This window comes from Mesorhizobium sp. M0854, assembly GCF_040319815.1.
Taxonomy (GTDB): domain Bacteria; phylum Pseudomonadota; class Alphaproteobacteria; order Rhizobiales; family Rhizobiaceae; genus Mesorhizobium.
The window spans coordinates 257,495-284,455 of record NZ_JAMYOL010000004.1 but is presented as its reverse complement, the minus strand read 5'-3'; the positions used below and the strand labels follow the sequence as shown (position 1 = coordinate 284,455).

Genomic DNA, 26,961 nt, shown 5'->3' with positions numbered 1-26,961 from the left:
GCTGTAATTTCCCCTCGCTTCCCCTTGGAGGACCTTAGAGCGGAAGCCCAAACAAGCGGTTAAGCGAAAGCGAATATACGACAGGTGCGTCGACAAAGCCGCTGGGCGGAACCGCGAACGGCGAGCGGCGTTTCACGACGGCAACCAGGAGACGCTCCGATGGCCGACACGATCATGCTGACCGATCACGATGCAATTCGCTCATGGGCCGCGGCACGCGCCGGCTTTCCGGCGATCGTCGACGTGTCGCCCGAAGCCGGAACGCAGCCCATGCTGAGGCTGGTCTTCGGCCAGCATGCCTATCAGGACCAGGATGAGGCCGAACGTCCGGTCAATGCCGGCGGCTACGAACTGGTCGAATGGGATGAATGGTTCAAACTCTTCGACGAGCGCCAACTGGCGCTGGTCGTCGCAAAGGACCAACCCGGCCGCCGTGAGGGATTCCACGAATTCGTCAGGCGGCCCGACTGAAGAATGCCCGAACCGCATTGCGCCTCGGGCTCCTCATATCCGACTGCGCGCGCCTGCCCTATTTCCACTCGCGGATGTCGACGAAATGGCCGGCGATCGCCGCCGCCGCGGCCATTGCCGGCGACACCAGATGGGTCCGGCCCTTGAAGCCTTGGCGCCCTTCGAAATTGCGGTTCGAGGTCGAGGCGCAGCGCTCATGCGGCTTCAGCCGGTCGTCGTTCATGGCAAGGCACATCGAGCAGCCCGGCTCACGCCAGTCAAAGCCGGCGGCGACAAAGATCTTGTCGAGGCCTTCGGCCTCTGCCTGTTCCTTGACCAGGCCGGAGCCCGGCACGATCATCGCACTGACCCGCGGATTGACTTGTCTGCCCTCGATCACCTTGGCGGCGGCGCGCAGATCCTCGATGCGGCCATTGGTGCAGGAGCCGATGAAGACGCGATCGAGTTCGATATCGGTGATCTTGGTGCCCGGCTTCAGGCCCATATAGTCGAGTGCGCGCTGCTTGGAGGTGCGCTTGTTCTCATCAGTGATGTCGTCCGGGTTCGGCACGATGCCTTGCACCGAGACCACGTCCTCGGGCGAGGAGCCCCAGGAGACGATCGGCGGCAGCTTTGCCGCGTCGAGCACGACCACCTTGTTGAAATGCGCGCCTTCGTCGGACTGCAGCGTCTTCCAGTAGGCGAGCGCGGCGTCCCAGGCTTCGCCCTTGGGGGCGCGCGGCTTGTCCTTGACATAGGCGAAGGTGGTCTCGTCGGGCGCGATCAGGCCGGCGCGCGCGCCGGCTTCGATCGACATGTTGCAGATCGTCATGCGGCCTTCCATCGACAGCGCACGGATTGCCTCGCCGGCATATTCGATGACATAGCCGGTGCCGCCGGCCGTGCCGATCTCGCCGATGATGGCAAGGATGATGTCCTTGGCGGTGACGCCTTCCGGCAGTGCGCCGTCGACGCGCACCAGCATGTTCTTGGCCTTGCGCTGAATCAGCGTCTGCGTCGCCAGCACATGCTCGACTTCCGAGGTGCCGATGCCATGCGCCAGCGCCCCGAACGCGCCATGCGTCGAGGTGTGGCTGTCGCCGCAGACGATGGTCATGCCGGGCAGCGTAAAGCCTTGCTCGGGACCGATGATGTGGACGATGCCCTGGCGGATATCCTTCTCGGAATAATATTCGATACCGAAATCCTTGGCGTTCTTGGCCAGCGCCTCGACCTGGATGCGGCTTTCCTCGTTCTTGATGCCGAACTTGCGCTCGGGCGAGGTCGACACATTGTGGTCGACCACGGCCAGCGTCTTTTCCGGATGCCGAACCTTGCGGCCGGTCATGCGCAGGCCTTCGAAAGCCTGCGGGCTGGTGACTTCGTGGACCAGATGGCGGTCGACATAGAGCAGGCAGGTGCCGTCGTCCTGGCGGTCGACGACATGGTCGTCGAAAATCTTGTCGTAGAGGGTGCGCGGTGCGCTCATGTGCGTAAATCCGTCGATTTAAAAAGGGAAAAGGACGCCGGTCGGCCCGGCGAAGCAGCCTGGCGAGTCTGCCCTAGCGAAGTCGGCTGGTCAGAGCGCCGGAAACGCGCGCGGAAAATCGCGACGGCAGGCGTTTCCTGTCCTGCAGCACGAAACCTTTATAGGCCGGATCGCCAAAAAGCTCTTCCATGGCGCTGCTCATATCAATGTTTTGGCTTTTCAGCAATCGCGTCTGCCTTCGCAGGCGCTTCACAGCACCTTGAACACGAAGGTCTTCACCAGCGCGTCGGGCTCGGCGATTGCATAGCAGCGGAACCACGGGCTCTCCTCGACCGGCCGCCATTTTTTCGCCTGCTCCAGTTCGCCAAACACGGCCTTGAACCCGCCGCTTTCAAACACCTGGTCGCGGACCGTGAAGATGGCGTGGCCGCCCGTCCTGGTGATGCGTATCAGTTCATGCAGGCCCGACGCCGGTGCGTGGCTGATGGTGAACACGCCGGTCGAGAAAAAGGCGCGGAAATACCCGTCCGCCCAAGGCAATGGCCCGCCGAGCATCGCCTGTTTCAGCTCGCTGTAGGCCTGCCGGCTGCCGGCGATTTTCAGCATGTCCTGCGACAGGTCGAGCCCGGCAATATCGTGGTAGCCGAGTGCCTTGAGCGACGGCCCCGACAGGCCGGTGCCGCAACCGGCGTCGAGCAGCGGCCCTTCGCCCGGCGGCACATGGCGCGCCACCCAGGCGGTGATCAGGAACGGCAGGAGATAGCCGAGCGCCGCGGTTTCGCCGTCATAGGTCGCGGCCCATTGCGCATAGGCCTTGGCGAGCGTCTCGGGCGTGTCGGCCGTATAGACCGCTTCCAGCGCCGCATTGGCCTTGTCGATGATCATGGGTCCTCCCCGGTCGCGTCCGCTCGATGGTAGCGCCGTTTTCGCCTGCCTTCTATTCCCCATGCTGGTGGCGCAGCCGCTTCTCCAGCGCCCGCAAGGCCAACGACAGGCCGACGGTCAGGATGAGATAGATATAGGCGACGATCGAATAGGTTTCGAAGAAGCGGAACGAGCCGGCGGCGTAGATCTTGCCCATCTGGGTGATGTCGGCGACGCCGAGCACCGAGACCAGCGAGGAATCCTTGACCATGGCGACGAAATCATTGCCGAGCGGCGGCAGGATAGTGCGGATCGCCTGCGGAAAGATGACCAGCCGGAAGCGCTGGGTGCGCGTCAGCCCGAGCGCCTTGGCCGCTTCGATCTGCCCCTTCTCGACCGCCTGGATACCGGCGCGGAACACCTCCGAGATGAAGGCCGAATAGCCGATGGTCAGCGCCATGACGGCGCGCCAAAGCAACGACACGTCGCGTACCAGCAGCTCACCGAAGAGGCCGGCGCTTTGCAGCGGCGCCATCAGCGCGTTCCATGCCGCGACGAAGGCCGGCGCGCCGGCAAAGGCGATCCAGAACAACAGCACCAGCATCGGCACGCCGCGGATGATCTCGACGTACAAGCGGGCGATCTGGCTGAGCCAGCGTGAGCCCGACAGGCCCATCAGCGCGACGCCGAGGCCGATCGCGCAAGCCAGCGCGAAGGCGACCACCGTGACGAAGATGGTGACGCCGATGCCCTTGGCGACGGTTGCGAAGACCTGGGCATAGACGTCGCTGGCAGCGATGAAGATGGCGGCGGCCAAGGCGATCGCCACGGCCACGGCAAGCCACCACGGGAAGTCGGATTTGGCTGAGGCGAGAGGCGCCGACGGCATCAAGCGGTACCGATAACAGAGTCACGAAGGCAGCGTTCTGTCACACCTCCCTCTGGCCTGCCGGCCATCTCCCCCTCAAGGGGGGAGATCGGCAGCTTTGACCTCGCGGCCCGTTCTGCAACACTGAAAATTGGCGAAAGCCGATGCGAAATCCGATCTCCCCCCTTGAGGGGGAGATGTCCGGCAGGACAGAGGGGGGTGTACGAGCGCAGAGTCAGCGCGAGTTCCCGCGCACAATCGTCATGAAATGCGCGCAACAAGCGGGCCTACTGCCCCATCTTGTAATCAAGGAACCACTTCTTGTTGAGCGCGTCGAGCGTACCGTCTGCCTTGAGCGCGGCGATTGCCGCGTTGACCGGCTTCACCAGGTCGGAGCCCTTGGGGAAGATGAAGCCGAAATCCTCGGTGCCGAGTGGGCCGCCGATCAGCTTAAGGCCGCCATTGGACGCATCGACATAGCCCTTGCCGGCAGTGCCGTCGGTGAGCACGACGTCGACGTCGCCGGCCTTCAGCGCCTGCACCGTCGCGCCGAATGTCTCGAACAGCTTGATGCGCGGGTTCTGCTCGTTGCCGTCGAGCACGCTGTAGACGGCGGTGTAGAAGGGCGTGGTGCCGGCCTGCGCGCCGATCAGCCCGTCCTTGAAGGCGGCGAACGTCTTTGCATCGGTGAAGCGCTTCTCGTCGCCGCGCACCAGCATGAACTGTTCCGAGCGCATATACGGATCGGAGAAATCGACCTTCTGCTTGCGGTCGTCCTTGATGGTGATGCCGGTCATGCCGATGTTGTACTGATTGTCGGAAACCGCCTGGATCATCGCGTCCCAGGAGGTATTCTGGTACTCGACCTTGAAATTCAGCCGTTTGGCGATCTCGTTCATCGCGTCATATTCCCAACCGATCTGCTTGCCGGTCTTGGCATCGATGAACTGCAGCGGCGGATAGGCGTTTTCGGTCACCACCACCACTTTCTTGCCGCCGAGGTCGGGCAGCGCCTGCGCCAGAGCCGCGACAGGCACGAGAAGGCAAGCCAGCAGGCCGGCCAGCAGCAGTTTCGAATTGATCATGACGATGCTCCCCAGGAACTGAACCGCCTCGATCGGCCGAGGCATGCAGGAAATCCGGCGCCGACTTTAGCTTTCCGCCGGCGCCTTGCAAGCCGCTCCGATGCGGCGTTCGGCACGAAAATGGATTTCAATGCTTTCAACGGCGGCATTACGGAACGATCCGTATCGATTGCGGCCGATGCAGCCCGGCAAAATAGAATCCGCCTCGCGAAACAAAAAGGCGGCCGAAGCCGCCTTTCCGAAAATACGTTCTTGAAGAGCCTTATTCGGCGGCAGCTGCTTCCGCGGCCTTGGCGGCCTCGTCGGCGGCCTTCTTCTCGGCGGCGTCCTGCGCGGCCTTCTCGGCGGCCAGCGCCTGGGCGGCGGCCACTTTCTCGGCCTCGATGCGCGCCTTCTCGGCGTTCAGCGCATCGCGCTCTTCGTCGTTCAGCTTGCGGGCGCGCACGCCGGTGTTTTCCGAAATGCGGGCCGATTTGCCGCGACGGTCACGCAAATAGTACAGCTTGGCGCGACGCACCTTGCCGCGGCGCACGATCTCGACGCCTTCGACCATCGGTGAATAGACCGGGAACACCCGCTCCACGCCTTCGCCGTAGGAGATCTTGCGGACGGTGAAGTTTTCCTGGAAGCCGGCGCCGGCGCGGGCGATGACGACGCCCTCATAGGCCTGGACGCGGGTGCGGGTGCCTTCGGTCACACGGACCTGGACGCGCACGGTATCGCCGGGCTGGAATTCGGGGAGCTTGCGCTTGGCTTCGATCTTGGCGGCCTGCTCGGCCTCGAGCTGACGGAGGATGTCCATCTCAATAATCCACTTCTTGTTCTTCCGACAGTCAGAGCGTCCGACACTCGCCTTGCAGTCGCATCGACCGCTCGGCTATGCCCTTCGTTCGAGAACTTCTGTTCGAGAACATCGGGCAGGGGCGACTACACCGTCATTGTTGACGGGCCAGAAGATCCCTCTTGGCATATTTTCTTCCGGTTCGGCGCGCACATACAGCTATTTCGGCGCTTTGTCACGCCTTCGCTGTTTCTTTTTTGGCGCTGTTTCTTTTTGGCTGAGGCCGCTGTGGCAATCCCGTGATCGCTTGTGGTCCAGGGGGTTGCGCCCGCGCGTCAAGCTTCCTAAGCCGGAAGATAAGCATTTTCCTCCAGCGACGACACCCTCATGCCAATCTTGGACGCGGTCCTGCTCTTTCTCGCCGGCTTTCTATCAGGCGCGGTCAATGCCGTTGCCGGCGGCGGCACGTTCATAACCTTTGGCGCCATGACCCTGGCCGGCCTGCCGCCGATCGTCGCCAATGCGACATCGTCGGTGACGCAATTTCCTGGCTACATCACCTCGACGCTCGCCTATTGGCACGACATCGAGCATTTCTGGCGTGGCGCACTGCTGCTCAGCCTCATTTCGGCTCTCGGTGCGCTGTCTGGCGCGCTCATCCTTCTAGGGCTCGACAACCCGTCGTTCCGCGCCTTGGTGCCGTGGCTGCTGCTGGCGGCAACCGCATTGTTCGCTGCCGGGCCATGGCTGAAGCCGGCGCCCAAGCCGGAGCATGAGGCCGCGGTAGGTTCGCTGGTCGGGTCGCTGGCGCAGTTCGCCACCGCCGTCTATGGCGGCTTCTTCGGCGCCGGCATGGGCGTCATGATGCTGGCGACGCTCGGTCTCACCCAGTCCGGCGACTATCACCGGCTGAACGCATTGAAGAACATGCTGGCCGTGGTCATTGCTGCGGTTGCCATCCTCGTCTTCGTCTCGGGCGGCGTCATTGCCTGGCTGCAGGCGATCATCATGATCCCGGGTGGCGCGCTGGGTGGCTATGCCGGCGTCTGGATCGCCAGGCGCGTGCCGCAGAACGCGGTGCGCGGCTTCGTCATCGCCGTCGGCCTGTTCCTGGCTTTCTACTATTTCGATAAGGGCTGAGCGGCTGACAGATCCGGGCGTCGCTCCTTCGTCAGCCTCTCCGCTTCGGCCCGCCGCCACGCCGCGATCTTCCTGTGATTGCCCGAAATCAGCACTTCGGGGATCGGCCGCCCCTCGAATTCCTGCGGCCGTGTGTAATGCGGATGTTCGAGCAGGCCGTTTTCAAAGCTCTCTTCCTCGCCCGATTCCGCATTGCCCATGACGCCGGGCAGCAGGCGCACCACGGCGTCGAGCAGCACCAGTGCCGCCGGCTCGCCGCCGGACAGGATGAAGTCGCCGATCGAAACTTCTTCGAGGCCGCGCGCCTCGATGACCCGCTGGTCGACGCCTTCGAAGCGGCCGCAGACGATCACCGCACCCGGCCCAGCGGCGAGTTCGCGCACGCGTGCCTGGTTCAGCGGCTTGCCGCGCGGGCTCATCAGCAGGCGCGGACGTGGATCGGCTGCCGGCGAGGCATGGTCAATGGCGCTGGCCAGCACGTCTGCCCGCATCACCATGCCGGCGCCGCCGCCGGCCGGCGTGTCATCGACGGTACGGTGACGATCGCTGGCAAAGTCGCGGATCTGGATCGTTTCGAGCGACCAAATGCCGGTCTCGAGGGCGCGGCCGGCCAGCGACAGGCCAAGCGCGCCGGGAAACATCTCGGGATAGAGCGTCAGCACCGAAGCCGAAAAACTCACCGGTTGCCTCCGGCGTCCCTCGGCCCGCGCGGCCTGCCCCTGGGGTCGAAACCGTCGTCAGCGGGAGGCTCGCCGTCCTCATCCTCGACCAAACCTGCGGCGGCTGGATCAACGCGGACAAAGCCGCCGGCGATCGACACTTCCGGAACGGCGGCCTGCGTGAACGGGATGAGCACGCCCTTGCGCCCCGCCAGCGTCACGTCGAGAATGTCGCCGCCGCCGAAATTGTGCACGGCGACGACCTTGCCGACGACCGCACCGGTGTCGTCCTTGACCTCCAGTCCGACGAGGTCGGCATGGTAGAATTCATCCTCTTCGCCCTCATCGGGCAACACCGAACGATCGACGAACAATTCGGTGCCGGCCAGCGCCTCGGCGGCATTGCGGTCGTTGACGCCTTTGAAGCGCACCACCACCACGGTGTTGGCGGGCCTGATGTCAACGATCTGGAAGGCGCGGCCGTCCTTGGCGTAGAGGGGACCGTAATCGGCCAGCGCCAGCGGGTCGCCGGTAAAGCTCTTGACGCGCAATTCGCCCTTGATGCCGTGCGCGGCACCGATCACGGCCATCTGGACGGGGTTTTGCGGCTTGCTCATCTGCGGAAAATCCTTTGCTTTGCTCTAACCCCAGCCCGTCGTCATTTCAATGACGCCGCTCTTCACCGCTTCCTAACCCGCGTGCCGGAAGATGGCGGGGAACTGGAAGAGTGCAATGCAGGAATTCCTCATATCGGCAAAACCCGACCTGCAGGCGGCGCGCGAGGCCTGGCTGAAGATGCTGGCGCGCGAACGCCGGCTGTCGCCCGAAACCGTCGAGGCTTATGAGCGCGACACACGTCAGTTCCTGCATTTCCTGACCGGCCATTGCGGCGGCTCGCCCGGCATTTCCGACATCGCCGATCTGCGCCCCGCCGATTTGCGCGGCTTTCTCGCTGCCCGCCGTGCCGAGGGCGCCGGCGCCCGTACGCTCGGGCGCGGGCTGGCCGGCATCCGCTCGCTGTTGCGTTTCCTGGAAAGGCGCGGCCTCGCCAATGCGGCAGGTGCGACAGCCTTGCGCGCGCCGCGGCAGCCGAAATCGCTGCCCAAGCCGCTGACCGCAAGCGATGCAAAACACGTCGTCTCGGTGGAAGGCCAACTGGCGGAGGAGCCGTGGATTGCCGCGCGCAACGCCGCCGTGCTGACCCTGCTCTATGGGTCCGGTTTGCGGATTTCCGAGGCGCTCGGCCTGTCGGGCGCCGATCTTTCCTCACCTGGTGATACCGTGCTGCGCGTCACCGGCAAGGGTGGCAAGACCCGGCTGGTGCCGGTGCTGCCGGTGGCGCTGCGGGCGATTGCCGAATACCGCCGCTTGTGTCCCTGGCATCTCGATCCCAAGGGCCTGCTGTTTCGCGGTGCCCGCGGCGGCCCACTCAACCCGGCAATCGTCCAGCGCGACATGGCCAAGCTGCGCTCGGCGCTCAACCTGCCCGACACGGCGACGCCGCATGCGCTGCGCCATTCCTTCGCCACGCATCTGCTAGGGCGCGGCGGCGACCTGCGCACCATCCAGGAGTTGCTCGGCCACGCCAGCCTGTCGACAACCCAGATATACACCGGCGTCGACACCGCCAGGCTGCTCGAGATTTACGAAGCAGCTCATCCTCGTGCGTGATCGATGCATGTGTCGGTGGCCATCTCGCAACAATTTTGATGCGCCGGTTAACCGTTTTGCCGCTTTTTGCGCCTAGAACCGCAGCATGAAACGCCTCATCGCCATCGCCGACCGCGCGACCCATGTGTCGCTGAAGCTGCTCGTCGCGCTGAACGCCCTGTTTTTCCTCTCTTTCCTCATCGTCGCGCTGCTCGCGGCGGGCAAGGCACGCGCCGAGACTTCGGCCTGCACCGGTAGCGATATGCTGAGCGCGCTGCAAAAGGACGACCCGGCTGCCTACCGCAAGATCGAGGCGGAGGCGGCAGCGACGCCGAACGGCAAGGGCCTGCTGTGGAAGCTCGAAAAATCGGGCGAAAAACCGTCCTTCCTGTTCGGCACCATGCACGTTACCGACCCGCGCGTCACCACGCTGCCACCCGCCGCGCAGAAGGCATTCGATGCGGCTGGCACCGTCATCATCGAGACCACCGAAGTGCTCGACAAGCAGAAGATGATGGCAGCAATGCTGAAAGAGCCGGATCTGATGATGTTCACCGACAAGACGACGCTTTCGTCGCTGCTGTCGCCGGAGGATGCGGCGGTGGTCAACAAGGCGCTCGATGCGCGTGGCATCCCGCCAGCGACCGTCGCCAAGATGAAACCCTGGTTGCTGTCGGCGATGGTGGCGCTACCTGCATGCGAAGTAGCCCGCCAGGCTGGCGGTGCGCCGGTGCTCGACGTCAAGCTTGCCAAGGACGCCGAGGCTTCGGGCAAATCGGTCGAGGGGCTGGAGACAATCGCCGACCAGCTGCGCGCCATGGCTTCGCTGCCGATCGCCTTTCACCTGAAGGGGCTGGTCGATACGCTGAAGCTTGGCGACAAGGTGAACGACGTCAACGAAACCATGATCGTGCTTTACCGGCGTGGCGACACTGGCATGTATGTACCGCTGTTTCGGGCTGTCGTCCCCGAACAGGTCGACGACCAATCGGGTTACGCCGAATTCGAGCAGACCATGATCACCAGCCGCAACAAGGTGATGGTCGATCGTGCAGCGCCGATCCTCGCCCACGGCAATGTCTTCATGGCGGTCGGCGCCATGCACCTTCCCGGAGCGCAAGGCTTGGTCGAGGGTTTCCGCAAGACCGGCTATACGGTGACCGCCGTCAACTGAACGACACGGCGGAGTTGCACACCGAATCATTGCCGAGGCGGGATCAGCCCTTACGCGTGGCGCGCCGGCGGATCAGCCGCGCTTCGTGCCAAGAAACCGAAAAAGGTTCGGTTTGGCTCGATCGAACCCATTTTGCGGTGGAAATGCATGCCTGCGAGCGATTCCGGATCAGAATTGCCCTGTTTTCGGCGTTTTCAACGCCTAATGTGAAACCGATTCAACGATTGTACGTTGATGGCTATTACTTGATGTTTTTCATCCACGGAGGACACTTTTATGGCGAACACACCCAATCCGAACGACCCATTCACCTCGCCGGGCTCCGCACGGCCAAGCGGCGGCGGCAGCGGCTGGCTGATTGCCCTGGTCGTCGTTATCCTGGCAATTGTCGCCTATTATGTTTTTGGAAGACGTAGCGAGGCACCTGCGCCTGCCGAACCGCCCGCAGCCAGCACACCAGCTCCCGCCCCAGCGCCGGCCGAGCCGATGAAACCAGCCGAACCGGCTCCTGCGCCAGCTCCGGCAACGCCCGCTCCGGCTCCGGCTCCGGCGCCGGCCCCGGCCCCGGCACCAGCACCAGCGCCGGCACCGGCTCAGTAATCAGACTGCTGATTTAATATATGAACGGTCCGCTGAAAGGCGGGCCGTTTTTTTGGGGAGCAGCCGTCGATGCTCTGAGCTGCGATTAGCCATGGGCCAACTTCATCTTCGTCATCCAGCGCGGAGCAGGAGCGAAGCGACATCGCGGAGACCCTGGAATCCATCTGCGGTTGAGAATGGAAGCCGTCTGTGGTGATCCTTCGCGCCCCTCTCTGTCCTGCCGGACATCTCCCCACTTGGGGCCACTTGGGGGAGATTGGCTATTTCGCCAATCGCCACCGTCGCCTGCGATTCAACCGCTCAGATATGGATCGGCTTGAAGAACGTCGCCAATGCCGCCTCCTTTACCGCTTCCGACATTGTCGGATGGGCGTGACAGGTGCGGGCTAGGTCTTCCGACGAGCCGCCAAATTCCATCAGCACGGCCGCCTCGTGGATCATCTCGCCGGCGCCGAAGCCGACGATGTGGACGCCGAGTACACGGTCGCTGGCCTTGTCGGCCAGGATTTTCACAAAGCCGTCGGTGTGCAGCATGGCGCGCGCGCGGCCATTGGCGCTGAACGGGAATTTTCCGGCCTTGTAGTCGACGCCGGCCTTTTTCAATTCTTCTTCGGTCTTGCCGATCGAGGCGATTTCCGGCGTGGTGTAGACGACGCTCGGAATCACGTCATAGTTCACATGACCGGCCTGGCCGGCGATGGTTTCGGCCACCGCCACGCCCTCGTCCTCAGCCTTGTGGGCAAGCATCGGCCCGGCGATGACATCGCCGATGGCATAGATGCCAGGCACGTTGGTCCGGAGATGGCCGTCGGTCTTGACCCGGCCGCGCTCATCGACGTCGACGCCGGTCTCCTTCAGCCCGAGAGCGTCCGAATAGGCCCGTCGTCCCGTCGCAATCAGCACCGCGTCCGCCTCGATCGTCTCGGCTGCTCCGCCCTTGACCGGCTCAAAGGTAACCGTCGCCCCCTTCTTGGCCTTGGCGACGCCGGTCACCTTGGCGCCCAGCCTGAACTCAAAGCCCTGCTTCGACAGCAGGCGCTGGAACTGCTTGGAGACCTCGCCATCCATGCCGCCCAGGATGGTGTCGAGGAACTCGACCACGGTGACCTTGGCGCCGAGCCGCGCCCATACCGAGCCGAGCTCCAGACCGATGACACCACCGCCGACCACCACCAGATGGCCCGGCACCTTGTCCAGCGACAGCGCGCCGGTCGACGAGACGATCACCTTCTCATCGAAATCGACCTTGACGCCGGGAATGCCGGCGACGTCGGAGCCGGTGGCGATGACGATGTTCTTGGTCTCGATCTCCTCGACCTTGCCGTCATCGGAGGTCACCGACACCTTGCCGGCCGCAACCACCTTGCCGGTGCCACGAAAACTGTCGATCTTGTTCTTCTTGAACAGGAAGGCGACGCCATTGACGTTGGCCGTCACCGTCGCATCCTTGTGTGCCATCATCTTCCCAAGGTTGAGCTTGGGCGCGCCGATCTCGACGCCGAGCGCCTCGAAGGAATGGCCGGCCTCGGCAAACATCTCGGACGCATGCAGCAGCGCCTTTGACGGGATGCAGCCGATGTTGAGGCAGGTACCGCCGAAGGTCGGGTTCTTTTCGACCACCGCCGTCTTCAGACCGAGCTGCGCCGCCTTGATGGCGCAGACATAGCCGCCTGGTCCCGATCCGATGATAACGACGTCATAGGCCATGATACTGTCCCTTTTGCTTTAGCGGCCGCCGCCGATTTCCAGATTGGCGCCGGTTGTGTAGGACGCCTCGTCCGACAGCAGCCAGAGAATTGCGGCTGCGACTTCCTCGGCGGTGCCGACGCGCTGCATAGGCACCACCTTGCGCATTCTCTCGGCCCGATCCGGCTGACCGCCGGAGGCATGAATTTCGGTGTCGATGATGCCCGGGCTGACCGCGTTGACACGAATGCCTTCGCCGGCCACTTCGCGGGCAAGCCCGACGGTGAAGGAATCGACCGCGCCCTTGGAGGCGGCGTAGTCGACATATTGACCCGGCCCGCCAAGCCTTGCCGCGATCGAAGAAACATTGGCGATGGCACCGCCCTTGCCGCCATGCCTGGTCGACATCCGCTTCACCGCCTCGCGGGCGCAAAGCATCGGCGCGATCACATTGATGCGCATCATGCGCTCCAGCCTCGCAGCGCTCAGCTCGTCGACGCGCGCGCTCTGGTCGACCACGCCGGCATTGTTGACGAGCGCGTCGAGCCGACCGAAACGGGCATCGACAGCCTCGAACATGGCCAACACGTCCGTCTCGCTGCCGACATCGCCCTTGACCGCAAAGGCTTCTCCGCCAGCAGCCTCGATGTCGGCGACCACCGTTTCGGCGGCTTTTGCATTCGACATGTAATTGACCGCAATACGATAGCCGGCCCTGGCGGCAAGCCTGCATGTAGCGGCGCCGATGCCGCGGCTGCCGCCGGTCATCAGCAGGATCTTTCCGCTCGCGCTCATTCCTGACATCCTTTCAGGGCAAAGACGTCCCAGGGCACCTTGGAAAAGCCGTTGGCGCCGTAGGCCGCCGACATCTGCAACGACGCTCCCAGATCGGGCAGGATCAGCTTCTTCGGCGCATCCTTTCCTTCGCCCGGCAGCAACGCGATATTGCCATGGTCGTCGGCAGTGTAGATGACGCCCTCCCACACGGTGCAGGCGGCGAGCTCGTCGCCGGTGACGTCGCCGGCCGGGCATTTGTACATCAGCGAGCCATGCGGCCGCGCCGCGCTCTCGGTCCACATGACGATGCCGTCGAGCACGACGCCCTTGTCGAGCACCATCTTGAAGCTGTTGGTGACGGCGGCCGACTCGCCGGTCGGCCTGAAATCGATCTCGGCGGCGTTCTCAGGATCGCCATGGACGGCGAGCTCGAGCGGGCAGGCGGCGAGGGCCGCGGAGACCGTCTGCACGCCGAGTGCGCAGATTGTGACAAACAAACCGGACCGGAAACGAGACGAACTCATCCGGCGGCGCAGATCCATGCTCCGGCTCACGTCGGCCGCCCCTAGAGGTCGAGCACCAGCCGCTCAGGATCCTCCAGGCTTTCCTTGACCCGCACCAGGAAGGTCACCGCTTCCTTGCCGTCGACGATGCGGTGGTCGTAGGACAGCGCCAGATACATCATCGGCCGGATGACGATCTGGCCGCCGACCACCACCGGCCGCTCCTGGATCTTGTGCATGCCCAAAATGCCCGACTGCGGCGCATTGAGGATCGGCGTCGACATCAGCGACCCGTAAACGCCACCGTTGGAAATCGTGAACGTGCCGCCTTGCATATCGGCGACGGAGAGCTTGCCGTCGCGCGCCGCAAGCCCCAGCCTGCCGATGTCCTTCTCGATTTCGGCGATGGACATCTGGTCGGCGTTGCGCACAACCGGCACGACAAGGCCTTTCTCGGTACCGACGGCAACGCCGATATGAGCGTAGTTCTTGAAGATGATATCGGTGCCGTCGATCTCGGCATTGACCGACGGGATCTCCTTCAGCGCATGGGTGACGGCCTTGGTGAAGAAGCCCATGAAGCCGAGCTTCACGCCGTGCTTCTTCTCGAACACGTCCTTGTATTTGGTTCGGAGCGCCATCACCGCGCTCATGTCGACCTCGTTGAAGGTGGTCAGCATGGCGGCGGTCGATTGCGCTTCCTTGAGGCGGCGCGCGATGGTCTGGCGCAGCTTGGTCATGCGCACGCGCTCCTCGCGCGAGGCATCGTCGGCCGAGGATGGCGCGCGCGCGGCAACGGGTGCCGGTACAGGCGCGGCCTTCGGCATTTCGGCCGGCTGCGACGGCGCGCCCCTGGCGATCAGGTCGAGCACGTCGCCTTTCAGCACCTGGCCGCGCTTGCCCGAGCCCGACACCTGGTCGACTGCGAGATTGTGCTCGGCCAGCAGCTTTGCCGCCGACGGTGCCGGCGGCATCGTGCGCGTCTCGATTGCGCCGGCGTCGCCGGCGATCTTGGCCGTCTCGGCAGCGGCCTGCTTGACGCTCGAGGCTGCGGTGGGAGCCGAAGCCTGCGACACCGCATCCTGTTTCTCCGCCGGAGCGGCGGCTTTCTCCGCCGGAGCGGCGGCATTGGCTGCCGCGCCGGCGCCTGCCGAAATCGTGCCGAGCAGTGCGCCGACGCCGACCGTCTCGCCTTCCTTGACGGCGATCTCGGCGAGCGTGCCCGCGGCGGCGGCCGGCACTTCCACCGTCACCTTGTCGGTTTCGAGCTCGACCAGCGGCTCATCGGCGGCGATCGCGTCGCCGACCTTCTTGAACCATTTGCCGATGGTCGCCTCGGTGACGGATTCACCAAGTGTCGGGACGCGGATTTCGGTTGCCATTGTGCCTGTCCGTTTCTTTCGGTTCTGTTCTATTCACCAAGCGCGTCGTCGAGCAAGGCGGCAAGCTGGGCGAGATGCTTCGACATCAATCCGGTCGCCGGCGAGGCGGCGGCCGGCCGGCCGGTATAGCGCACCCGCTGATGCTTGGCGTCGATATGCGCCAGCACCCATTCGAGATACGGATCGATGAACGACCAGGCGCCCATGTTCTTGGGCTCCTCCTGGCACCACACCATCTCGGCATTGCGAAAGCGCGACAGTTCGGTGATCAGCGCCTTGGCCGGGAACGGATAGAGCTGCTCGACGCGCAGCAAATAGATGTCGTTGATGCCGCGCTTCTCGCGCTCTTCGTAGAGGTCGTAATAGACCTTGCCCGAACAGAGCACGACACGGCGGATTTTCGAATCCTTGGTGAGCTTGATGGCCTGGCCTGACAGCAGCTGCGCGTCGTCCCACAACAGCCGGTGAAAGGCGCTTTCGCCCGACATTTCCGGCAGCGTCGATACCGCCCGCTTGTGGCGCAGCAGCGACTTCGGCGTCATCAGGATCAGCGGCTTACGGAAGTCCCGCTTCAATTGCCGGCGCAAGATGTGGAAGTAATTGGCCGGCGTCGTGACGTTGGCGACCTGCATGTTGTCTTCGGCACAAAGCTGCAGGAAGCGCTCGAGCCGGGCCGACGAATGCTCCGGCCCCTGGCCTTCATAGCCATGCGGCAGCAGGCAGACGAGGCCCGACATTCTGAGCCATTTGCGCTCGCCCGACGAGATGAACTGGTCGAACACCACCTGGGCGCCGTTGGCGAAGTCGCCGAACTGCGCTTCCCACAGCGTCAGCGCCTTCGGCTCGGCCAGCGAGTAGCCATATTCGAAGCCGAGCACGGCCTCTTCCGACAGCATCGAGTTGATGACCTCGAAGCCGGCCTGCGCCGCCGACAGATTGTTGAGCGGAATGTAGCGTGTCTCGTCGCGCTGGTCGTAGAGCACGGAATGGCGCTGCGAGAAGGTGCCGCGCTCCGAATCCTGTCCGGACAGCCGGATCGGATTGCCGTCGAGCAGGATGGCGCCGAAGGCCAGCGCCTCGGCCGTCGACCAGTCGATGCCTTCGCCGGACTCGATCGCCTGGCGGCGGTTGTCGAGGAAGCGGATGATCGTCCTGTGCGCCTCGAAATCCTTCGGCACCTCGGTCAGTTTCTTGCCGATCTCCTTCAGCATCTTGACCGGCACGGCGGTCTTGCCGCGCCGCTGTTCGTCCTGGTTGTCGGCCGAGCGCAGGCCGGACCACGCGCCGTCCAGCCAGTCCGCCTTGTTCGGCTTGTAATGCTGGCCCACCTCGAATTCCTGCTCGAGATGCGCCCGCCAATCGGCCTTCATCTTTTCGAACTCGGCCTGGGTGATGTGGCCTTCGGAAATCAGCCGGTCGGCATAGATCTGCACCGTCGTCTTCTGGTTGCGGATCTTGCGATACATGATCGGTTGGGTGAAGGCGGGCTCGTCGCCCTCATTGTGGCCGAAGCGGCGGTAGCAGAACATGTCCACCACGACAGGCTTGTGGAACTTCATGCGGAATTCGATCGCCACCTTGGTCGCATGGACCACGGCTTCCGGATCGTCGCCATTGACGTGGAAGATCGGCGCCTCGATCATCTTGGCCACGTCGGACGGATAGGGCGACGAGCGCGAGAAGCGCGGGTTGGTGGTGAAGCCGATCTGGTTGTTGATGATGAAATGCAGCGTGCCGGCGACGCGGTGGCCGCGCAGGCCCGACAGGCCGAGGATTTCGGCAATCACGCCCTGGCCGGCAAAGGCGGCGTCGCCATGCAGCAGCAAGGGCAGCACCTTAGCACGCTCTTCCAGCGGCACGATCTCCTCGCGGCTGCGGCCGAACAGATAGTCCTGTTTGGCGCGCGCCTTGCCCATCACCACCGGGTCGACGATTTCCAGATGCGAGGGATTGGCGGTCAGCGACAGATGCACCTTGTTGCCGTCGAACTCGCGATCCGACGAGGCACCGAGATGGTACTTCACGTCGCCCGAGCCCTCGACCTCGTCGGGCGCGGCGGAGCCGCCCTTGAACTCATGGAAAATGGCGCGGTGCGGCTTGGCCATCACCTGCGACAGCACGTTCAGCCGGCCGCGATGCGCCATGCCGAGCACGATCTCCTTCATGCCGAGCTGGCCGCCGCGCTTGATGATCTGCTCCAGCGCCGGGATCAGCGACTCGCCGCCATCGAGGCCGAAGCGCTTGGTGCCCTTGTACTTGACATCGATGAATTGCTCGAAGCCTTCCGCCTCGACAAGCTTCTGCAGGATCGCCTTCTTGCCGGCGGCGGTGAAGGAGATCTCCTTGTCGGTGCCCTCGATGCGCGCCTGGATCCAGGCCTTCTCCTCGGGATCGGAAATATGCATGAATTCGACGCCGAGCGTCGAGCAATAGGTCCGGGTCAGGATATCGAGCATCTGCCGGATGGTGCCGAATTCCAGCCCGAGCACATTGTCGAGGAAGATCGGCCGGTCGTAATCGGCTTCGGTGAAGCCGTAATTCTCCGGCGACAGCTCGTTATAATCCTCGAGCGGCTTGGCAATGCCCAGCGGATCGAGATTGGCGTGCAAATGGCCGCGCATGCGGAAGGCGCGGATCATCATGATGGCGCGGACGGAATCGCGCGTCGCCTGATGCACGTCGGCGTCGGAAAGCGCTGCGCCGTTGCCGGCCGCCCTGTCCTTGACCTTTTTTTCGATGTGCTTTTCGATCAAACCCCAATTGCCGTCCAGCGCCGAGACCAGCTCGCCATTGGCCTGCATCGGCCAGGTGGGCTTGGCCCAAGAGGCGCCCTTGGCGTTCCTGCGCACGTCGCCGGCGTCATCCTTCAGCGCCGCGAAGAAGTCCTGCCATTCGGGATCGACCGAAGCGGGATCGTCCTCATAGGCGGCATAGAGCGCGTCGATATAATCGGCATTGCCGCCATAGAGGAAAGAGGTAAGCGAAAATTGGTCGTTGGCCTGATCTTGTCTTGCCATGTCACTGTCGAAGCCTTTGCTTCGTCTCCTTTGTTGGAGGGGAGTAAGGGAATCGGGGAGTAAGGGAGTAGGGCAAATGCCCTCGTCTTGTTCCCTACTCCCCTATTCCCGTACTCCCTTACTCCCCTAACCCTTGATCGCCTCGGCCAGCGTCGTGCCGAGCCGGGCCGGCGACGGCGAAACCTTGATGCCGGCCGATTCCATCGCCGCGATCTTGTCTTCCGCGCCGCCCTTGCCGCCGGAGATGACCGCGCCCGCATGGCCCATGGTGCGGCCCGCCGGTGCGGTGCGCCCGGCGATGAAGCCGGCCATCGGCTTGCTGCGGCCGCGCTTTGCCTCGTCCTTGAGGAATTGCGCGGCGTCTTCCTCGGCCGAACCGCCGATTTCACCGATCATGATGATCGACTTGGTCTCGTCGTCGGCGAGGAACATCTCCAGCACGTCGATGAACTCCGTGCCTTTGACCGGGTCGCCGCCGATGCCGACGGCGGTGGTCTGGCCGAGGCCGACATTGGTGGTCTGGAACACCGCCTCATAGGTAAGCGTTCCCGAGCGGGAAACAACGCCGACCGAGCCCTTGCGGAAGATGTTGCCGGGCATGATGCCTATCTTGCATTCGTCGGGGGTCAGCACGCCGGGGCAGTTCGGCCCGATCAGCCGCGACGTCGAACGGTCGAGCCTCGCCTTGACCTTGATCATGTCCATCACCGGTATGCCCTCGGTGATGCAGACGATCAGCGGGATCTCGGCCTCGATCGCTTCCAGGATCGCTTCGGCAGCACCCGCCGGCGGCACGTAGACGACCGAAGCGTTGGCGCCGGTCCTGGCCTTGCCTTCGGCTACGGTGGCGAAGATCGGAAGCGCCTCGCCCTTGGCGCCGGTCCAGGTTTCGCCGCCCTTCTTGGGGTGGATGCCGCCGACCATCTTTGTGCCGTGATAGGCGAGCGCCTGTTCAGTGTGAAACGTGCCGGTCTTGCCGGTCAGGCCCTGCACCAGCACCTTGGTGTTCTTGTCGACGAGAATGGACATCGGAGCCCTTTTCTAAAAACCGTTGATCGAGGAAGGCGAGACGCGCCGGTAGACGCCGCTCACCATGTCTTGCCAGCCATCGCCGCCGGCAGGTTTGAAATGCAGTCGCATGCGGAAGGCATCGGCATTGTCGAAAATATAAGTCACACGCGCGGAGCCGCGCTGCGACGACCGCTCCAGAACCAGCTCCGTGCCGTTCCAGCTGCCTTTGGCCGGCGACATCGGCACGAAACCCATCGAATCGAACTGGTGCATGGTGACGATTTTGTTTTGCTGGTCGAAGCCGAACACGCTGTACGCGCCGAACGAAACCGTGCCGTCGCGGCGCTGGCGATAGCGCTGCACTACGAACAGGCCGCCGAACTGTGCCTCTGCCAGTATTTCCGAACTCGCTGTTCCGCCGTCGGCCCATTTCGTGGCCGACACCTCTTCCTCGCCGCGCCACGCTCCGACCAGCGCCCGCAGGCGCTGGTGATCGGCCGAGAGTGAGGAGAAGGGCGCAGCGTTCATGGTCAGAGCCGCTTGAGATCGGCGACGGTGAGGTCGCTCTTAGCATTGCCGGTGTTGAGCGTCGTCGCCGGCTCGAACATCAGCACCACCGGCTGTTCGCTGAGCGAGCGCGGCCGGTGCTCGACGGCGCGCGGCACAACGATGAACTCGCCGCTGCCAAGCTCAACCGTGCCGTCGCGGAAATCGATGGCGATGCGGCCGCGCAGCACCAAGAATGCTTCGTCTTCATTGTCATGCGCGTGCCAGTCGAAGACGTCGCCGAATTTGGCGATCTTGACCTGGCTGTCGTTCACGTCGCCGGCGATATGCGGATCGAAGACCTTCTTGATCTTCTGATCCGCCGCCTCGACGAGGTTTATCTTGTGCGGAGGCATCGCCTATCAACCTTGACCCTGAAGTTCTGTTTTCAAGCTGGACATTTTTGGTTTCCGTGAACGACAGCACCGATCCATCGGCCCCCGGCGCGCCGGATCGTCACGATCTGCACCGATAAATTGCCGCCAGACGTTCTCAATTCACCAAGGGACTTGGGGTCATCATCGGCTTGGAAACTGCTGCCATATTTGGTCAGAAGCCTTTTCAGGATCATGTTGGCGGCCAGCTTCGGATCGTTGGTGCCGAAGGAGACCAGGCAGTCGCAGCGACCGTTCGAACTCTTGATTGAGGCAACGATTTCCGTAGCCTTGTAGACTTGTAGCCCGTCGGATCCGGCCTTGAACCCGCTTTGCCGGGCAACCGCGTTGAACCGGCCGAAGCTGGGCGCCGTTGCCGGACATAAGTTCATGAAGAGATTGACCCTCTTGCCGATCCAGGCGGGCGACTTCGAACTATCCGCGGCCGCAGCAGCGCTGGCCCAAAAAGCCATGCCGCAGAGCGCTATGGCCAGCAACCGATGCATCAGTCGCCCTTCACCGCCGCGACAATCTTCTTGGCTGCGTCATCGAGGTCATCGGCCGACACCACGTTCAGCCCGCTGTCGTTGATGATCTTCTTGCCGAGCTCGGCATTGGTGCCTTCCAGCCGCACCACCAGCGGCACTTGCAGGCCGACTTCCTTGACCGCGGCGATGACGCCCTCGGCGATGATGTCGCACTTCATGATGCCGCCGAAGATGTTGATCAGAATGCCTTTGACCGCCGGATCCTTGGTGATGATCTTGAACGCCGCCGTCACCTTTTCTTTCGACGCGCCGCCGCCGACATCGAGGAAGTTGGCCGGCTCGGCGCCATAGAGCTTGATGATGTCCATCGTTGCCATGGCGAGGCCGGCGCCGTTGACCATGCAGCCGATATTGCCGTCGAGCGCGACATAGGCGAGGTCGTATTTCGACGCCTCGATCTCCTTCTCGTCCTCTTCGGTGGTGTCGCGCAATTCGAGCACGTCCGGGTGGCGAAACAGCGCATTGTTGTCGAACGACACTTTGGCGTCGAGAACGCGCAGCCGGCCGCTCCTCATGACGATCAAAGGGTTGACCTCGAGCAGGCTCATGTCCTTCTCGACAAAGGCCTTGTAGAGGATGGGGAACAGCGTGGCGCCATCCTTGGCGGCGTCGCCGTCGAGCTTCAGCGCCGCGTTGAGCTTCCTCACATCGTCCGCAGTCACGCCCTTTTCCGGGTCGATGGCGACGGTGATGATCTTTTCCGGCGTGTCGTGGGCGACCGCCTCGATGTCCATGCCGCCCTCGGTCGAGACGACGAAGGCGACGCGCCCGACCGAGCGGTCGACCAGGATCGACAGATAGAGCTCGCGCTCGATGTCGGCGCCGTCCTCGATATAGAGCCGGTTGACCTGCTTGCCGGCCGGGCCGGTCTGCTTGGTGACCAGCGTATGGCCGAGCATCTCCTCGGCGTTGGCGACGACCTCGGCCTCCGACTTCGCCAGCCTGACGCCGCCCTTGGCATCGGGCCCGAGCTCCCTGAACTTGCCCTTGCCGCGGCCGCCGGCATGGATCTGGCTCTTGACCACATAGAGTGGGCCGGGCAGCGCCTTGGCGGCAGCTTCCGCCTCGCTCGCCTTGAACACCGGCACGCCCTCGGCCACGGGTGCGCCAAAGCCTTTCAGCAGCGCCTTGCCCTGATACTCATGGATGTTCATGCGCTATGTCTCCAGCTTGCTTGGCGGGCTTGGTTACCGGCTTACTTGGCCGCGAGATGCGGAGCGATCTTGACGCAGGCGTCGCACAGGCCCTGCACCGCCGCGACCGAATTGTCGAACATCTTCTGCTCGCTCTTCGCGAGCTCGATCTCGATGATCCGCTCGACGCCGCCGGCGCCGATTACCACGGGAACGCCGACATAGGTGTTCTTGACGCCATATTGGCCGGAGAGGTACGCCGCACAGGGCAGCACCCGCTTCTTGTCCTTGAGATAGGCTTCGGCCATGGCGATGGCCGAGGCGGCCGGCGCATAAAAGGCAGAGCCGGTCTTGAGCAGGCCGACGATCTCGGCGCCGCCGTCGCGGGTGCGCTGCACGATCTGGTCGAGCCGCTCTTTCGAGGTCCAGCCCATCTTGATGAGGTCGGGCAGCGGGATGCCGGCAACCGTCGAATAGCGGATCATCGGCACCATGGAATCGCCATGGCCGCCGAGCACGAAGGCGGTGACGTCCTCGACCGAGACCTTGAATTCCTCGGCCAGGAAATAACGAAAGCGCGAACTGTCGAGCACGCCGGCCATGCCGACGACATGGCTCTTGGGCAGGCCGGAAAACTTCTGCAGCGCCCAGACCATGGCGTCGAGCGGATTGGTGATGCAGATGACGAAGGCTTTCGGCGCGTATTTCTTGAGGCCGGCGCCGACCTGCTCCATCACCTTCAGATTGATGCCTAGAAGATCGTCGCGGCTCATGCCGGGCTTACGCGGCACGCCGGCGGTGACGATGCAGACATCGGCGCCCTCGATGCCGGCATAGTCGTTGACGCCGGTCAGCCTCGAGTCGAACCCATCGACCGGCGACGACTGCGCGATGTCCAGTCCCTTGCCTTGGGGGATGCCTTCGGCGATATCGAACAGCACGACGTCGCCGAGATCCTTGAGGCCGACCATGTGGGCGAGGGTGCCGCCGATCATGCCCGAGCCGATGAGCGCTATCTTGTTGCGTGCCATGTCAGGATGTTTTCCCTTTGACTATGACGGCGACCCAAATCCTTGACGATTTGATGACGGCGTCGGAGGAAGAGGCCGGAATGCTGCGGAACCGCGAAATTCGCCGCACGCAATAGCCCCGGCCGCACAAAAATTCAAACGATTATTTTGGAGTGAGTAATTTCAATCGGTTAGAAACAATGGGACTTACGTAAACGTCAAAATTCTGAAGCCGACTAGAGGAATTCTACACAATGGCACTGGAAATCAGAAGGCTGTTTCCTGGCGATGACGCCCTTGTGATGCGGGTTGCCGACGAAGTCTTCGACGAGCCGGTCGGGCCGGATCGGCTCTCCGCCTATCTCGCGGAGCCCGGTCATTTCATGGTCGTGGCCCTCGCCGACGGCATCGTCGTTGGCCAATGCGCAGCCGTCATCCACCGCCACCCGGACAAGGTGAGCGAACTCTACGTAGACGAGGTCGGCGTGGCGCCGGCCTTTCAACGCCAGGGCATTGCGACGAGGATGCTCGGCGCCATGTTCGCACTCGGTCGCGAGCATTGTGAGGAGGCGTGGGTCGGCACCGAGCCGGACAATGTTGCTGCTCGCGCACTTTACGAGTCGCGAAAAGAGCCGCATGGGCCGGCGGAGGGGTTCGTCATGTATGTTTATCGATTATAGGCGCCGGCGGCAGCGCCCCCTTCGGTACTATCCCTCACGCCTGTGCCTGCCGTGCCTCCGTCGATGATCCCTGCGCCCTCTGCCTCTTCGCCCAGTCCTCCAGCCAGTCGTGGCTCTGCATCTCGATCAGCCGCGATGCGGTGCGCTCGAACTCGAAGACTTCGTTGCCGCGCTTGGCCGTATAGAGCTGCGCCGGCGGTGCCGCGGCGCTCAGCACCAGCCGTACATGATGATCGTAGAGCGTATCGACCAGCAGGATGAAGCGCTTGGCTTCGTTGCGCTTGCCTTCGCCGAGCACCGGCACACGGTCGATGAAGATGGTCGAGAAGCGGCTGGCAATGGCAAGATAGTCGCGGGCGCCGAGCGGCCTCTCGCAGAGATCGGCGAAGGAAAACCGCGCAGCCTCCCCTGCAGCCCGCGGCACCATGACGTGCCGGCCCTTCACCGTCAGCATCGTCTCGGCCGTCGGCCTGCCATGTGTCATCACCGCCCACGCGTCGTCGAGCGCATGGTCGGCGGCGGCATCGGCCGGGGTGATGTAGACCGGCATGCGGCTGAGCTTGTCGAGGCGGTAATCCTTGTCGGCGTCAAGCGCCAGCACCTGCGCGTGGCGCTCCAGGATAGCGACAAACGGCAAAAACAACTGACGGTTCAGGCCGTCGCGGTAGAGATCCTGCGGCGCAACATTGGAAGTGGCAACCAGCACCACGCCATTGGCAAACAACGCCGAAAACAACCTTGACAGGATCATCGCATCGGCGATGTCGGTGACGGAGAACTCGTCGAAGCATAGCACCCAGGCTTCCTCGGCCAGCGCGCGCGCCACCGGCGGGATCGGATCGTCCTCCTTGGCCGTGCCGTTCTTGCGAGCCTGTCGGTGCTTCTGGATGCGGTCCTGCACGTCGGCCATGAAGTCGTTGAAATGCACCCGGCGCTTGCGCCGCACCGGCAGCAGCTCGAAAAACATGTCCATCAGCATGGTCTTGCCGCGGCCGACGCCGCCATGGATATAAAGGCCCTTGACCGCCTCGTGCACCTCGCGCTTGCGGGCGAACAACCACCCCAGCGCGCTTGATTTCTGCGCCAGCCGCTTTGCCGATATCTCTTCGATCAGCCGGTCGAGCGCAGCGGCGATCCGCTCCTGCGCCGGATCGCGCCCGATGGCGCCCGTCTCGACCAGATGATCATAGCGCTGCTTGACGGTCGCATGAGTCTGGAGGCCGTCACGCAGATGCATTGGTCACGTCGTTCCGGAGCAATTCCAAGAAAAGTGTGCAGCGGTTTTCTGTCCGGAATTGCGTAAAAAACAAAAGAGAGCAATTCCAAGAAAAGTGTGCAGCGGTTTTCTGTCCGGAATTGCGTAACAATGGGGGGCCGTTCTCTTACCTTGTAAGCGAGATCGGCAGGCCGTTGGAAGTCTGGCCGTCGAATTTCTCGCCGCCTGAGGAATAAAGCCGTGCCAGCGTGCCGCCATTCTCGTCGTAGAGCGTCAGTTGCTTGCCGGCGACGTTCCAGGATTTGATGCCATCGAGCGGCGCCGGGCAATGCAGCGGTCCGGCGCGGTAGCCCGAACCGAATTTGGTTTGCGGCGTCGCCACCTGACAGCTCTGGCCGGACACGCTTGCCTTCCACACGCCGGCGACGCTGGACGCGGTAAGGTCGGCCGCACCGGCCGGCGCCGTCCCGTCCGGCGGCAGCGAGGCGACCTGGGTGTTCTGCGGCGCGGTCGGAAATTTCGACGGATCGGCCGGGCCGGGTGTCGCCGGCGGCGGCAGCTGGTTTGCGGTCACCTTGCCGGCGGGCGCAGCTTCCAGCGGCGCCGGCTGCTGCTCGTCCATCGATGTGAACCGTGAGGTTGAACAGCCGCTCGCAACGAGCGCGGCCAGCGATACGGCCAGCAGGCCGGTTTTCGAAAATTTCATTCTTCAACCTCCGTCGGATCGGGCTGGGGGTGCCGTCCGCGCAATGTCCCCCTCACCAAGATGGAGAAGGTGGCGAAATTTCAACCCGATATGGTTAAAATACGGTTTGCGCCGGTAATGTTGCAAATTTGTCGCAAAATGCACATTGCCTGAAATTGCGTTACGCCTTGGCCGTTTGGCCGACACCTCCGGTTGATTTCGATACGGCGCGCTGGCGCCAAATCCCTGGCGTTCACCTCAAATGCTTGTGCGGGCCGGCGCCGGCATTATCTCTTGGCGATCAGCAAACTGCAGGGAGCCGATTTCTTGGCCGCGAGAAAGAGAGCCGCCAACCGCTATTACAGCGGGCCGCCCAGCGATCATTTCGACGGCACCTTGTTCTTCAATCCCGACGGACGGCCGCCCGGTCGCTTTGCCGATCTGTTGAAATGGCAATTGAGCCGCGAGCGCTCGAAATGGCCGGCGGCGGATCCGAGCCCGTTTCCACCGGCAAGACCGGTCGAGCGCATCGATGGTTCTGCGCTGCGCCTCACCATGGTCGGTCATTCCTCGCTGCTCGTCCAGACAGCCGGCCTGAACATCCTGACCGACCCGGTCTGGTCGCGACGCGTCTCGCCGCTCTCCTTCGCCGGGCCGAAACGCGTCAATCCGCCGGGCATCGCGTTTTCGCATTTGCCGCCGATCGACCTCGTGCTGGTCAGTCACAACCATTACGACCATCTCGACCTCGCCACGCTGAAGCGCCTGAAGACAAGACACGACCCGCTGCTGCTGACGCCGCTCGGCAACGACACGATCATCGGCGCTGCCGTGCCCCGTATGAGGCTTTCCGCGCATGACTGGGGCGACCGGGTCGATATCGGCGATGGCGTCGCCGTCCATGTCGAGCCGGTGCACCACTGGTCGGCCCGCGGTACTCGCGACCGGCGCATGGCGCTGTGGGCGGGTTTCGTCGTCGAGACACCCGACGCAAAGATCTATTTCGCCGGCGATACCGGCTTCCACGGTGGCATCAATTACCGGCTGATGGCGCAAAAGCACGGCGGCTTCCGCCTCGCCATCCTGCCGATCGGCGCCTACGAGCCGCGCTGGTTCATGGCGCCACATCACCAGGATCCGGAGGAGGCGGTGCAAGGCATGCTTTTGTGCAACGCCGCCTATGCAGCCGGCTGTCACTGGGGCACGTTCCGGCTCACCAACGAGCCGATCGACGAGCCGCCCAGAAAGCTCGGCGAAGCGCTCGATGCTGCCGGCCTGCCGCGGCAACGTTTTCGCGCCTTGCGGCCGGGCGAAGTCTGGGACGTGCCGGCGGTCTAGCGCGGCGGAACCTAAGGCATCACATAGACGTTTGTAGGTGTTCAAACTTGTCGCCTGCGAGGTGTCTCTCATGATCAGGTGGATCATCATTCTTTTGATTATCGCGGCCGCGGCGAGCCTGCTCGGCATGCCGGCACTGGCCGGAGCCGCCGCCACCGGCGCGCGCATCCTCATCGGCATCGTGCTGATCATCTTCCTGTTGATCGTGCTTGGCGTCTTCGCGGTGACTTGAAAATCACGCCGCGCTGGTAATTTCTGCCGCTATCCGCCATATAGGCGCCAAACGGCAAGAGAC

At 63.5% G+C, this 26,961-nt stretch carries 27 protein-coding genes; 7 read left to right on the top strand and 20 right to left on the bottom strand.

Features of this window, described 5'->3' with window-relative positions; all coding sequences use genetic code 11:
• Nucleotides 1-159: 159 nt before the first annotated feature.
• Complete coding sequence (locus tag NKH99_RS09875; protein WP_023679773.1) at nt 160-471, top strand: hypothetical protein; 312 nt, start codon at nt 160-162, stop codon at nt 469-471.
• 58 nt (nt 472-529) lie between these two features.
• Here the strand turns inward: NKH99_RS09875 and leuC are convergent, their stop codons facing one another.
• From leuC to rplS, 5 genes are all read right to left on the bottom strand, one after another.
• Nucleotides 530-1,939 carry a 3-isopropylmalate dehydratase large subunit gene (gene leuC / locus NKH99_RS09870; RefSeq protein WP_352615446.1) on the bottom strand — a complete coding sequence of 470 codons (1,410 nt, stop codon included), beginning with the start codon at nt 1,937-1,939 and terminating at the stop codon, nt 530-532.
• 249 nt (nt 1,940-2,188) lie between these two features.
• Nucleotides 2,189-2,824: a class I SAM-dependent DNA methyltransferase gene (locus NKH99_RS09865; protein WP_352615448.1), complete on the bottom strand. Its 636-nt coding sequence runs from the start codon at nt 2,822-2,824 to the stop codon at nt 2,189-2,191.
• Nucleotides 2,825-2,876: 52 nt separating this feature from the next.
• On the bottom strand, nt 2,877-3,692 hold the full coding sequence (locus NKH99_RS09860) for an amino acid ABC transporter permease (protein WP_352470797.1): 816 nt from the start codon (nt 3,690-3,692) through the stop codon (nt 2,877-2,879).
• 266 nt (nt 3,693-3,958) lie between these two features.
• Nucleotides 3,959-4,756, bottom strand: coding sequence for a transporter substrate-binding domain-containing protein (locus NKH99_RS09855; RefSeq protein ID WP_031212709.1), 798 nt, complete (start codon nt 4,754-4,756; stop codon nt 3,959-3,961).
• Between the two features lie 262 nt (nt 4,757-5,018).
• On the bottom strand, nt 5,019-5,558 hold the full coding sequence (gene rplS, locus NKH99_RS09850; protein ID WP_254817835.1) for a 50S ribosomal protein L19: 540 nt from the start codon (nt 5,556-5,558) through the stop codon (nt 5,019-5,021).
• A 366-nt stretch (nt 5,559-5,924) separates the two neighbouring features.
• Between rplS and NKH99_RS09845 the strand changes: the two genes are divergently transcribed.
• Nucleotides 5,925-6,677 (top strand): sulfite exporter TauE/SafE family protein, encoded by a 753-nt coding sequence (locus NKH99_RS09845; RefSeq protein WP_353013819.1) that lies wholly within the window; start codon nt 5,925-5,927, stop codon nt 6,675-6,677.
• On the opposite strand, the gene trmD is transcribed toward NKH99_RS09845, so the two are convergent.
• Nucleotides 6,659-7,357, bottom strand: coding sequence for a tRNA (guanosine(37)-N1)-methyltransferase TrmD (gene trmD, locus NKH99_RS09840; protein WP_352685327.1), 699 nt, complete (start codon nt 7,355-7,357; stop codon nt 6,659-6,661). The two genes, NKH99_RS09845 and trmD, sit on opposite strands and share 19 nt — an antisense overlap.
• The gene (gene rimM, locus NKH99_RS09835; RefSeq protein ID WP_352819189.1) at nt 7,354-7,953 is read right to left on the bottom strand and encodes a ribosome maturation factor RimM; all 600 of its coding nucleotides are present in this window, start codon (nt 7,951-7,953) and stop codon (nt 7,354-7,356) included. The genes trmD and rimM overlap by 4 nt, the downstream gene beginning before the upstream one ends.
• Nucleotides 7,954-8,068: 115 nt before the next feature.
• Here rimM and NKH99_RS09830 point away from each other — a divergent pair, with 115 nt between their 5' ends.
• Both NKH99_RS09830 and NKH99_RS09825 read left to right on the top strand, forming a co-directional pair.
• Nucleotides 8,069-9,007, top strand: coding sequence for a tyrosine recombinase XerC (locus NKH99_RS09830; protein WP_352685329.1), 939 nt, complete (start codon nt 8,069-8,071; stop codon nt 9,005-9,007).
• A gap of 85 nt (nt 9,008-9,092) precedes the next feature.
• Nucleotides 9,093-10,160 carry a TraB/GumN family protein gene (locus tag NKH99_RS09825; protein WP_352767378.1) on the top strand — a complete coding sequence of 356 codons (1,068 nt, stop codon included), beginning with the start codon at nt 9,093-9,095 and terminating at the stop codon, nt 10,158-10,160.
• A gap of 900 nt (nt 10,161-11,060) precedes the next feature.
• Here the strand turns inward: NKH99_RS09825 and lpdA are convergent.
• The 11 genes from lpdA to mdh all read right to left on the bottom strand — a co-directional run bounded on the left by lpdA (nt 11,061) and on the right by mdh (nt 22,768).
• Entirely contained in the window at nt 11,061-12,467 is a 1,407-nt protein-coding gene (gene lpdA, locus NKH99_RS09820) for a dihydrolipoyl dehydrogenase (RefSeq protein ID WP_353013815.1), read from the bottom strand.
• Between the two features lie 18 nt (nt 12,468-12,485).
• Complete coding sequence (locus tag NKH99_RS09815; RefSeq protein WP_353013813.1) at nt 12,486-13,241, bottom strand: SDR family oxidoreductase; 756 nt, start codon at nt 13,239-13,241, stop codon at nt 12,486-12,488.
• A complete protein-coding gene (locus NKH99_RS09810) occupies nt 13,238-13,693 on the bottom strand; it encodes a hypothetical protein (RefSeq protein ID WP_502900017.1) in 456 nt (151 codons plus the stop codon). Before NKH99_RS09810 ends, NKH99_RS09815 begins: the two co-directional genes overlap by 4 nt.
• A gap of 95 nt (nt 13,694-13,788) precedes the next feature.
• On the bottom strand, nt 13,789-15,108 hold the full coding sequence (odhB, locus tag NKH99_RS09805; protein ID WP_353013811.1) for a 2-oxoglutarate dehydrogenase complex dihydrolipoyllysine-residue succinyltransferase: 1,320 nt from the start codon (nt 15,106-15,108) through the stop codon (nt 13,789-13,791).
• A gap of 29 nt (nt 15,109-15,137) precedes the next feature.
• On the bottom strand, nt 15,138-18,125 hold the full coding sequence (locus tag NKH99_RS09800) for a 2-oxoglutarate dehydrogenase E1 component (RefSeq protein WP_352920440.1): 2,988 nt from the start codon (nt 18,123-18,125) through the stop codon (nt 15,138-15,140).
• 126 nt (nt 18,126-18,251) lie between these two features.
• Nucleotides 18,252-19,154 carry a succinate--CoA ligase subunit alpha gene (gene sucD, locus NKH99_RS09795; protein WP_352920437.1) on the bottom strand — a complete coding sequence of 301 codons (903 nt, stop codon included), beginning with the start codon at nt 19,152-19,154 and terminating at the stop codon, nt 18,252-18,254.
• A 12-nt stretch (nt 19,155-19,166) separates the two neighbouring features.
• Complete coding sequence (locus tag NKH99_RS09790) at nt 19,167-19,664, bottom strand: DUF1579 family protein (protein ID WP_352767366.1); 498 nt, start codon at nt 19,662-19,664, stop codon at nt 19,167-19,169.
• Between the two features lie 2 nt (nt 19,665-19,666).
• Nucleotides 19,667-20,038, bottom strand: coding sequence for a cupin domain-containing protein (locus NKH99_RS09785; RefSeq protein WP_352615464.1), 372 nt, complete (start codon nt 20,036-20,038; stop codon nt 19,667-19,669).
• A 32-nt stretch (nt 20,039-20,070) separates the two neighbouring features.
• On the bottom strand, nt 20,071-20,562 hold the full coding sequence (locus NKH99_RS09780) for a hypothetical protein (protein ID WP_352540825.1): 492 nt from the start codon (nt 20,560-20,562) through the stop codon (nt 20,071-20,073).
• Nucleotides 20,562-21,758 carry an ADP-forming succinate--CoA ligase subunit beta gene (gene sucC, locus NKH99_RS09775; RefSeq protein WP_353013808.1) on the bottom strand — a complete coding sequence of 399 codons (1,197 nt, stop codon included), beginning with the start codon at nt 21,756-21,758 and terminating at the stop codon, nt 20,562-20,564. The genes NKH99_RS09780 and sucC overlap by 1 nt, the downstream gene beginning before the upstream one ends.
• Nucleotides 21,759-21,799: 41 nt before the next feature.
• Nucleotides 21,800-22,768 (bottom strand): malate dehydrogenase, encoded by a 969-nt coding sequence (gene mdh, locus NKH99_RS09770; RefSeq protein ID WP_352456335.1) that lies wholly within the window; start codon nt 22,766-22,768, stop codon nt 21,800-21,802.
• A 233-nt stretch (nt 22,769-23,001) separates the two neighbouring features.
• On the opposite strand from mdh, the gene NKH99_RS09765 reads away from it, so the two are divergent.
• Nucleotides 23,002-23,427 carry a GNAT family N-acetyltransferase gene (locus NKH99_RS09765; RefSeq protein ID WP_353013806.1) on the top strand — a complete coding sequence of 142 codons (426 nt, stop codon included), beginning with the start codon at nt 23,002-23,004 and terminating at the stop codon, nt 23,425-23,427.
• 34 nt (nt 23,428-23,461) lie between these two features.
• Here the strand turns inward: NKH99_RS09765 and zapE are convergent, their stop codons facing one another.
• Nucleotides 23,462-24,664 carry a cell division protein ZapE gene (gene zapE / locus NKH99_RS09760; RefSeq protein ID WP_353013804.1) on the bottom strand — a complete coding sequence of 401 codons (1,203 nt, stop codon included), beginning with the start codon at nt 24,662-24,664 and terminating at the stop codon, nt 23,462-23,464.
• 145 nt (nt 24,665-24,809) lie between these two features.
• On the bottom strand, nt 24,810-25,349 hold the full coding sequence (locus tag NKH99_RS09755) for a protease inhibitor Inh/omp19 family protein (protein ID WP_352493197.1): 540 nt from the start codon (nt 25,347-25,349) through the stop codon (nt 24,810-24,812).
• 306 nt (nt 25,350-25,655) lie between these two features.
• Here NKH99_RS09755 and NKH99_RS09750 point away from each other — a divergent pair, with 306 nt between their 5' ends.
• Complete coding sequence (locus NKH99_RS09750) at nt 25,656-26,666, top strand: MBL fold metallo-hydrolase (RefSeq protein WP_352540819.1); 1,011 nt, start codon at nt 25,656-25,658, stop codon at nt 26,664-26,666.
• Nucleotides 26,667-26,736: 70 nt separating this feature from the next.
• On the top strand, nt 26,737-26,898 hold the full coding sequence (locus NKH99_RS09745; RefSeq protein ID WP_031195454.1) for a DUF1328 family protein: 162 nt from the start codon (nt 26,737-26,739) through the stop codon (nt 26,896-26,898).
• Nucleotides 26,899-26,961: the final 63 nt, after the last annotated feature.

Excerpts from the sequence above, each read along its gene's own strand:
- NKH99_RS09875 (WP_023679773.1), top strand. The coding sequence starts at position 160 with ATGGCCGACACGATCATGCTGACCGATCACGATGCAATTCGCTCATGG.
- leuC (WP_352615446.1), bottom strand. The coding sequence starts at position 1,939 with ATGAGCGCACCGCGCACCCTCTACGACAAGATTTTCGACGACCATGTC.
- NKH99_RS09865 (WP_352615448.1), bottom strand. The coding sequence starts at position 2,824 with ATGATCATCGACAAGGCCAATGCGGCGCTGGAAGCGGTCTATACGGCC.
- NKH99_RS09860 (WP_352470797.1), bottom strand. The coding sequence starts at position 3,692 with ATGCCGTCGGCGCCTCTCGCCTCAGCCAAATCCGACTTCCCGTGGTGG.
- NKH99_RS09855 (WP_031212709.1), bottom strand. The coding sequence starts at position 4,756 with ATGATCAATTCGAAACTGCTGCTGGCCGGCCTGCTGGCTTGCCTTCTC.
- rplS (WP_254817835.1), bottom strand. The coding sequence starts at position 5,558 with ATGGACATCCTCCGTCAGCTCGAGGCCGAGCAGGCCGCCAAGATCGAA.
- NKH99_RS09845 (WP_353013819.1), top strand. The coding sequence starts at position 5,925 with ATGCCAATCTTGGACGCGGTCCTGCTCTTTCTCGCCGGCTTTCTATCA.
- rimM (WP_352819189.1), bottom strand. The coding sequence starts at position 7,953 with ATGAGCAAGCCGCAAAACCCCGTCCAGATGGCCGTGATCGGTGCCGCG.
- NKH99_RS09830 (WP_352685329.1), top strand. The coding sequence starts at position 8,069 with ATGCAGGAATTCCTCATATCGGCAAAACCCGACCTGCAGGCGGCGCGC.
- NKH99_RS09825 (WP_352767378.1), top strand. The coding sequence starts at position 9,093 with ATGAAACGCCTCATCGCCATCGCCGACCGCGCGACCCATGTGTCGCTG.
- lpdA (WP_353013815.1), bottom strand. The coding sequence starts at position 12,467 with ATGGCCTATGACGTCGTTATCATCGGATCGGGACCAGGCGGCTATGTC.
- NKH99_RS09815 (WP_353013813.1), bottom strand. The coding sequence starts at position 13,241 with ATGAGCGCGAGCGGAAAGATCCTGCTGATGACCGGCGGCAGCCGCGGC.
- odhB (WP_353013811.1), bottom strand. The coding sequence starts at position 15,108 with ATGGCAACCGAAATCCGCGTCCCGACACTTGGTGAATCCGTCACCGAG.
- NKH99_RS09800 (WP_352920440.1), bottom strand. The coding sequence starts at position 18,125 with ATGGCAAGACAAGATCAGGCCAACGACCAATTTTCGCTTACCTCTTTC.
- sucD (WP_352920437.1), bottom strand. The coding sequence starts at position 19,154 with ATGTCCATTCTCGTCGACAAGAACACCAAGGTGCTGGTGCAGGGCCTG.
- NKH99_RS09790 (WP_352767366.1), bottom strand. The coding sequence starts at position 19,664 with ATGAACGCTGCGCCCTTCTCCTCACTCTCGGCCGATCACCAGCGCCTG.
- NKH99_RS09785 (WP_352615464.1), bottom strand. The coding sequence starts at position 20,038 with ATGCCTCCGCACAAGATAAACCTCGTCGAGGCGGCGGATCAGAAGATC.
- NKH99_RS09780 (WP_352540825.1), bottom strand. The coding sequence starts at position 20,562 with ATGCATCGGTTGCTGGCCATAGCGCTCTGCGGCATGGCTTTTTGGGCC.
- sucC (WP_353013808.1), bottom strand. The coding sequence starts at position 21,758 with ATGAACATCCATGAGTATCAGGGCAAGGCGCTGCTGAAAGGCTTTGGC.
- mdh (WP_352456335.1), bottom strand. The coding sequence starts at position 22,768 with ATGGCACGCAACAAGATAGCGCTCATCGGCTCGGGCATGATCGGCGGC.
- NKH99_RS09765 (WP_353013806.1), top strand. The coding sequence starts at position 23,002 with ATGGCACTGGAAATCAGAAGGCTGTTTCCTGGCGATGACGCCCTTGTG.
- zapE (WP_353013804.1), bottom strand. The coding sequence starts at position 24,664 with ATGCATCTGCGTGACGGCCTCCAGACTCATGCGACCGTCAAGCAGCGC.
- NKH99_RS09755 (WP_352493197.1), bottom strand. The coding sequence starts at position 25,349 with ATGAAATTTTCGAAAACCGGCCTGCTGGCCGTATCGCTGGCCGCGCTC.
- NKH99_RS09745 (WP_031195454.1), top strand. The coding sequence starts at position 26,737 with ATGATCAGGTGGATCATCATTCTTTTGATTATCGCGGCCGCGGCGAGC.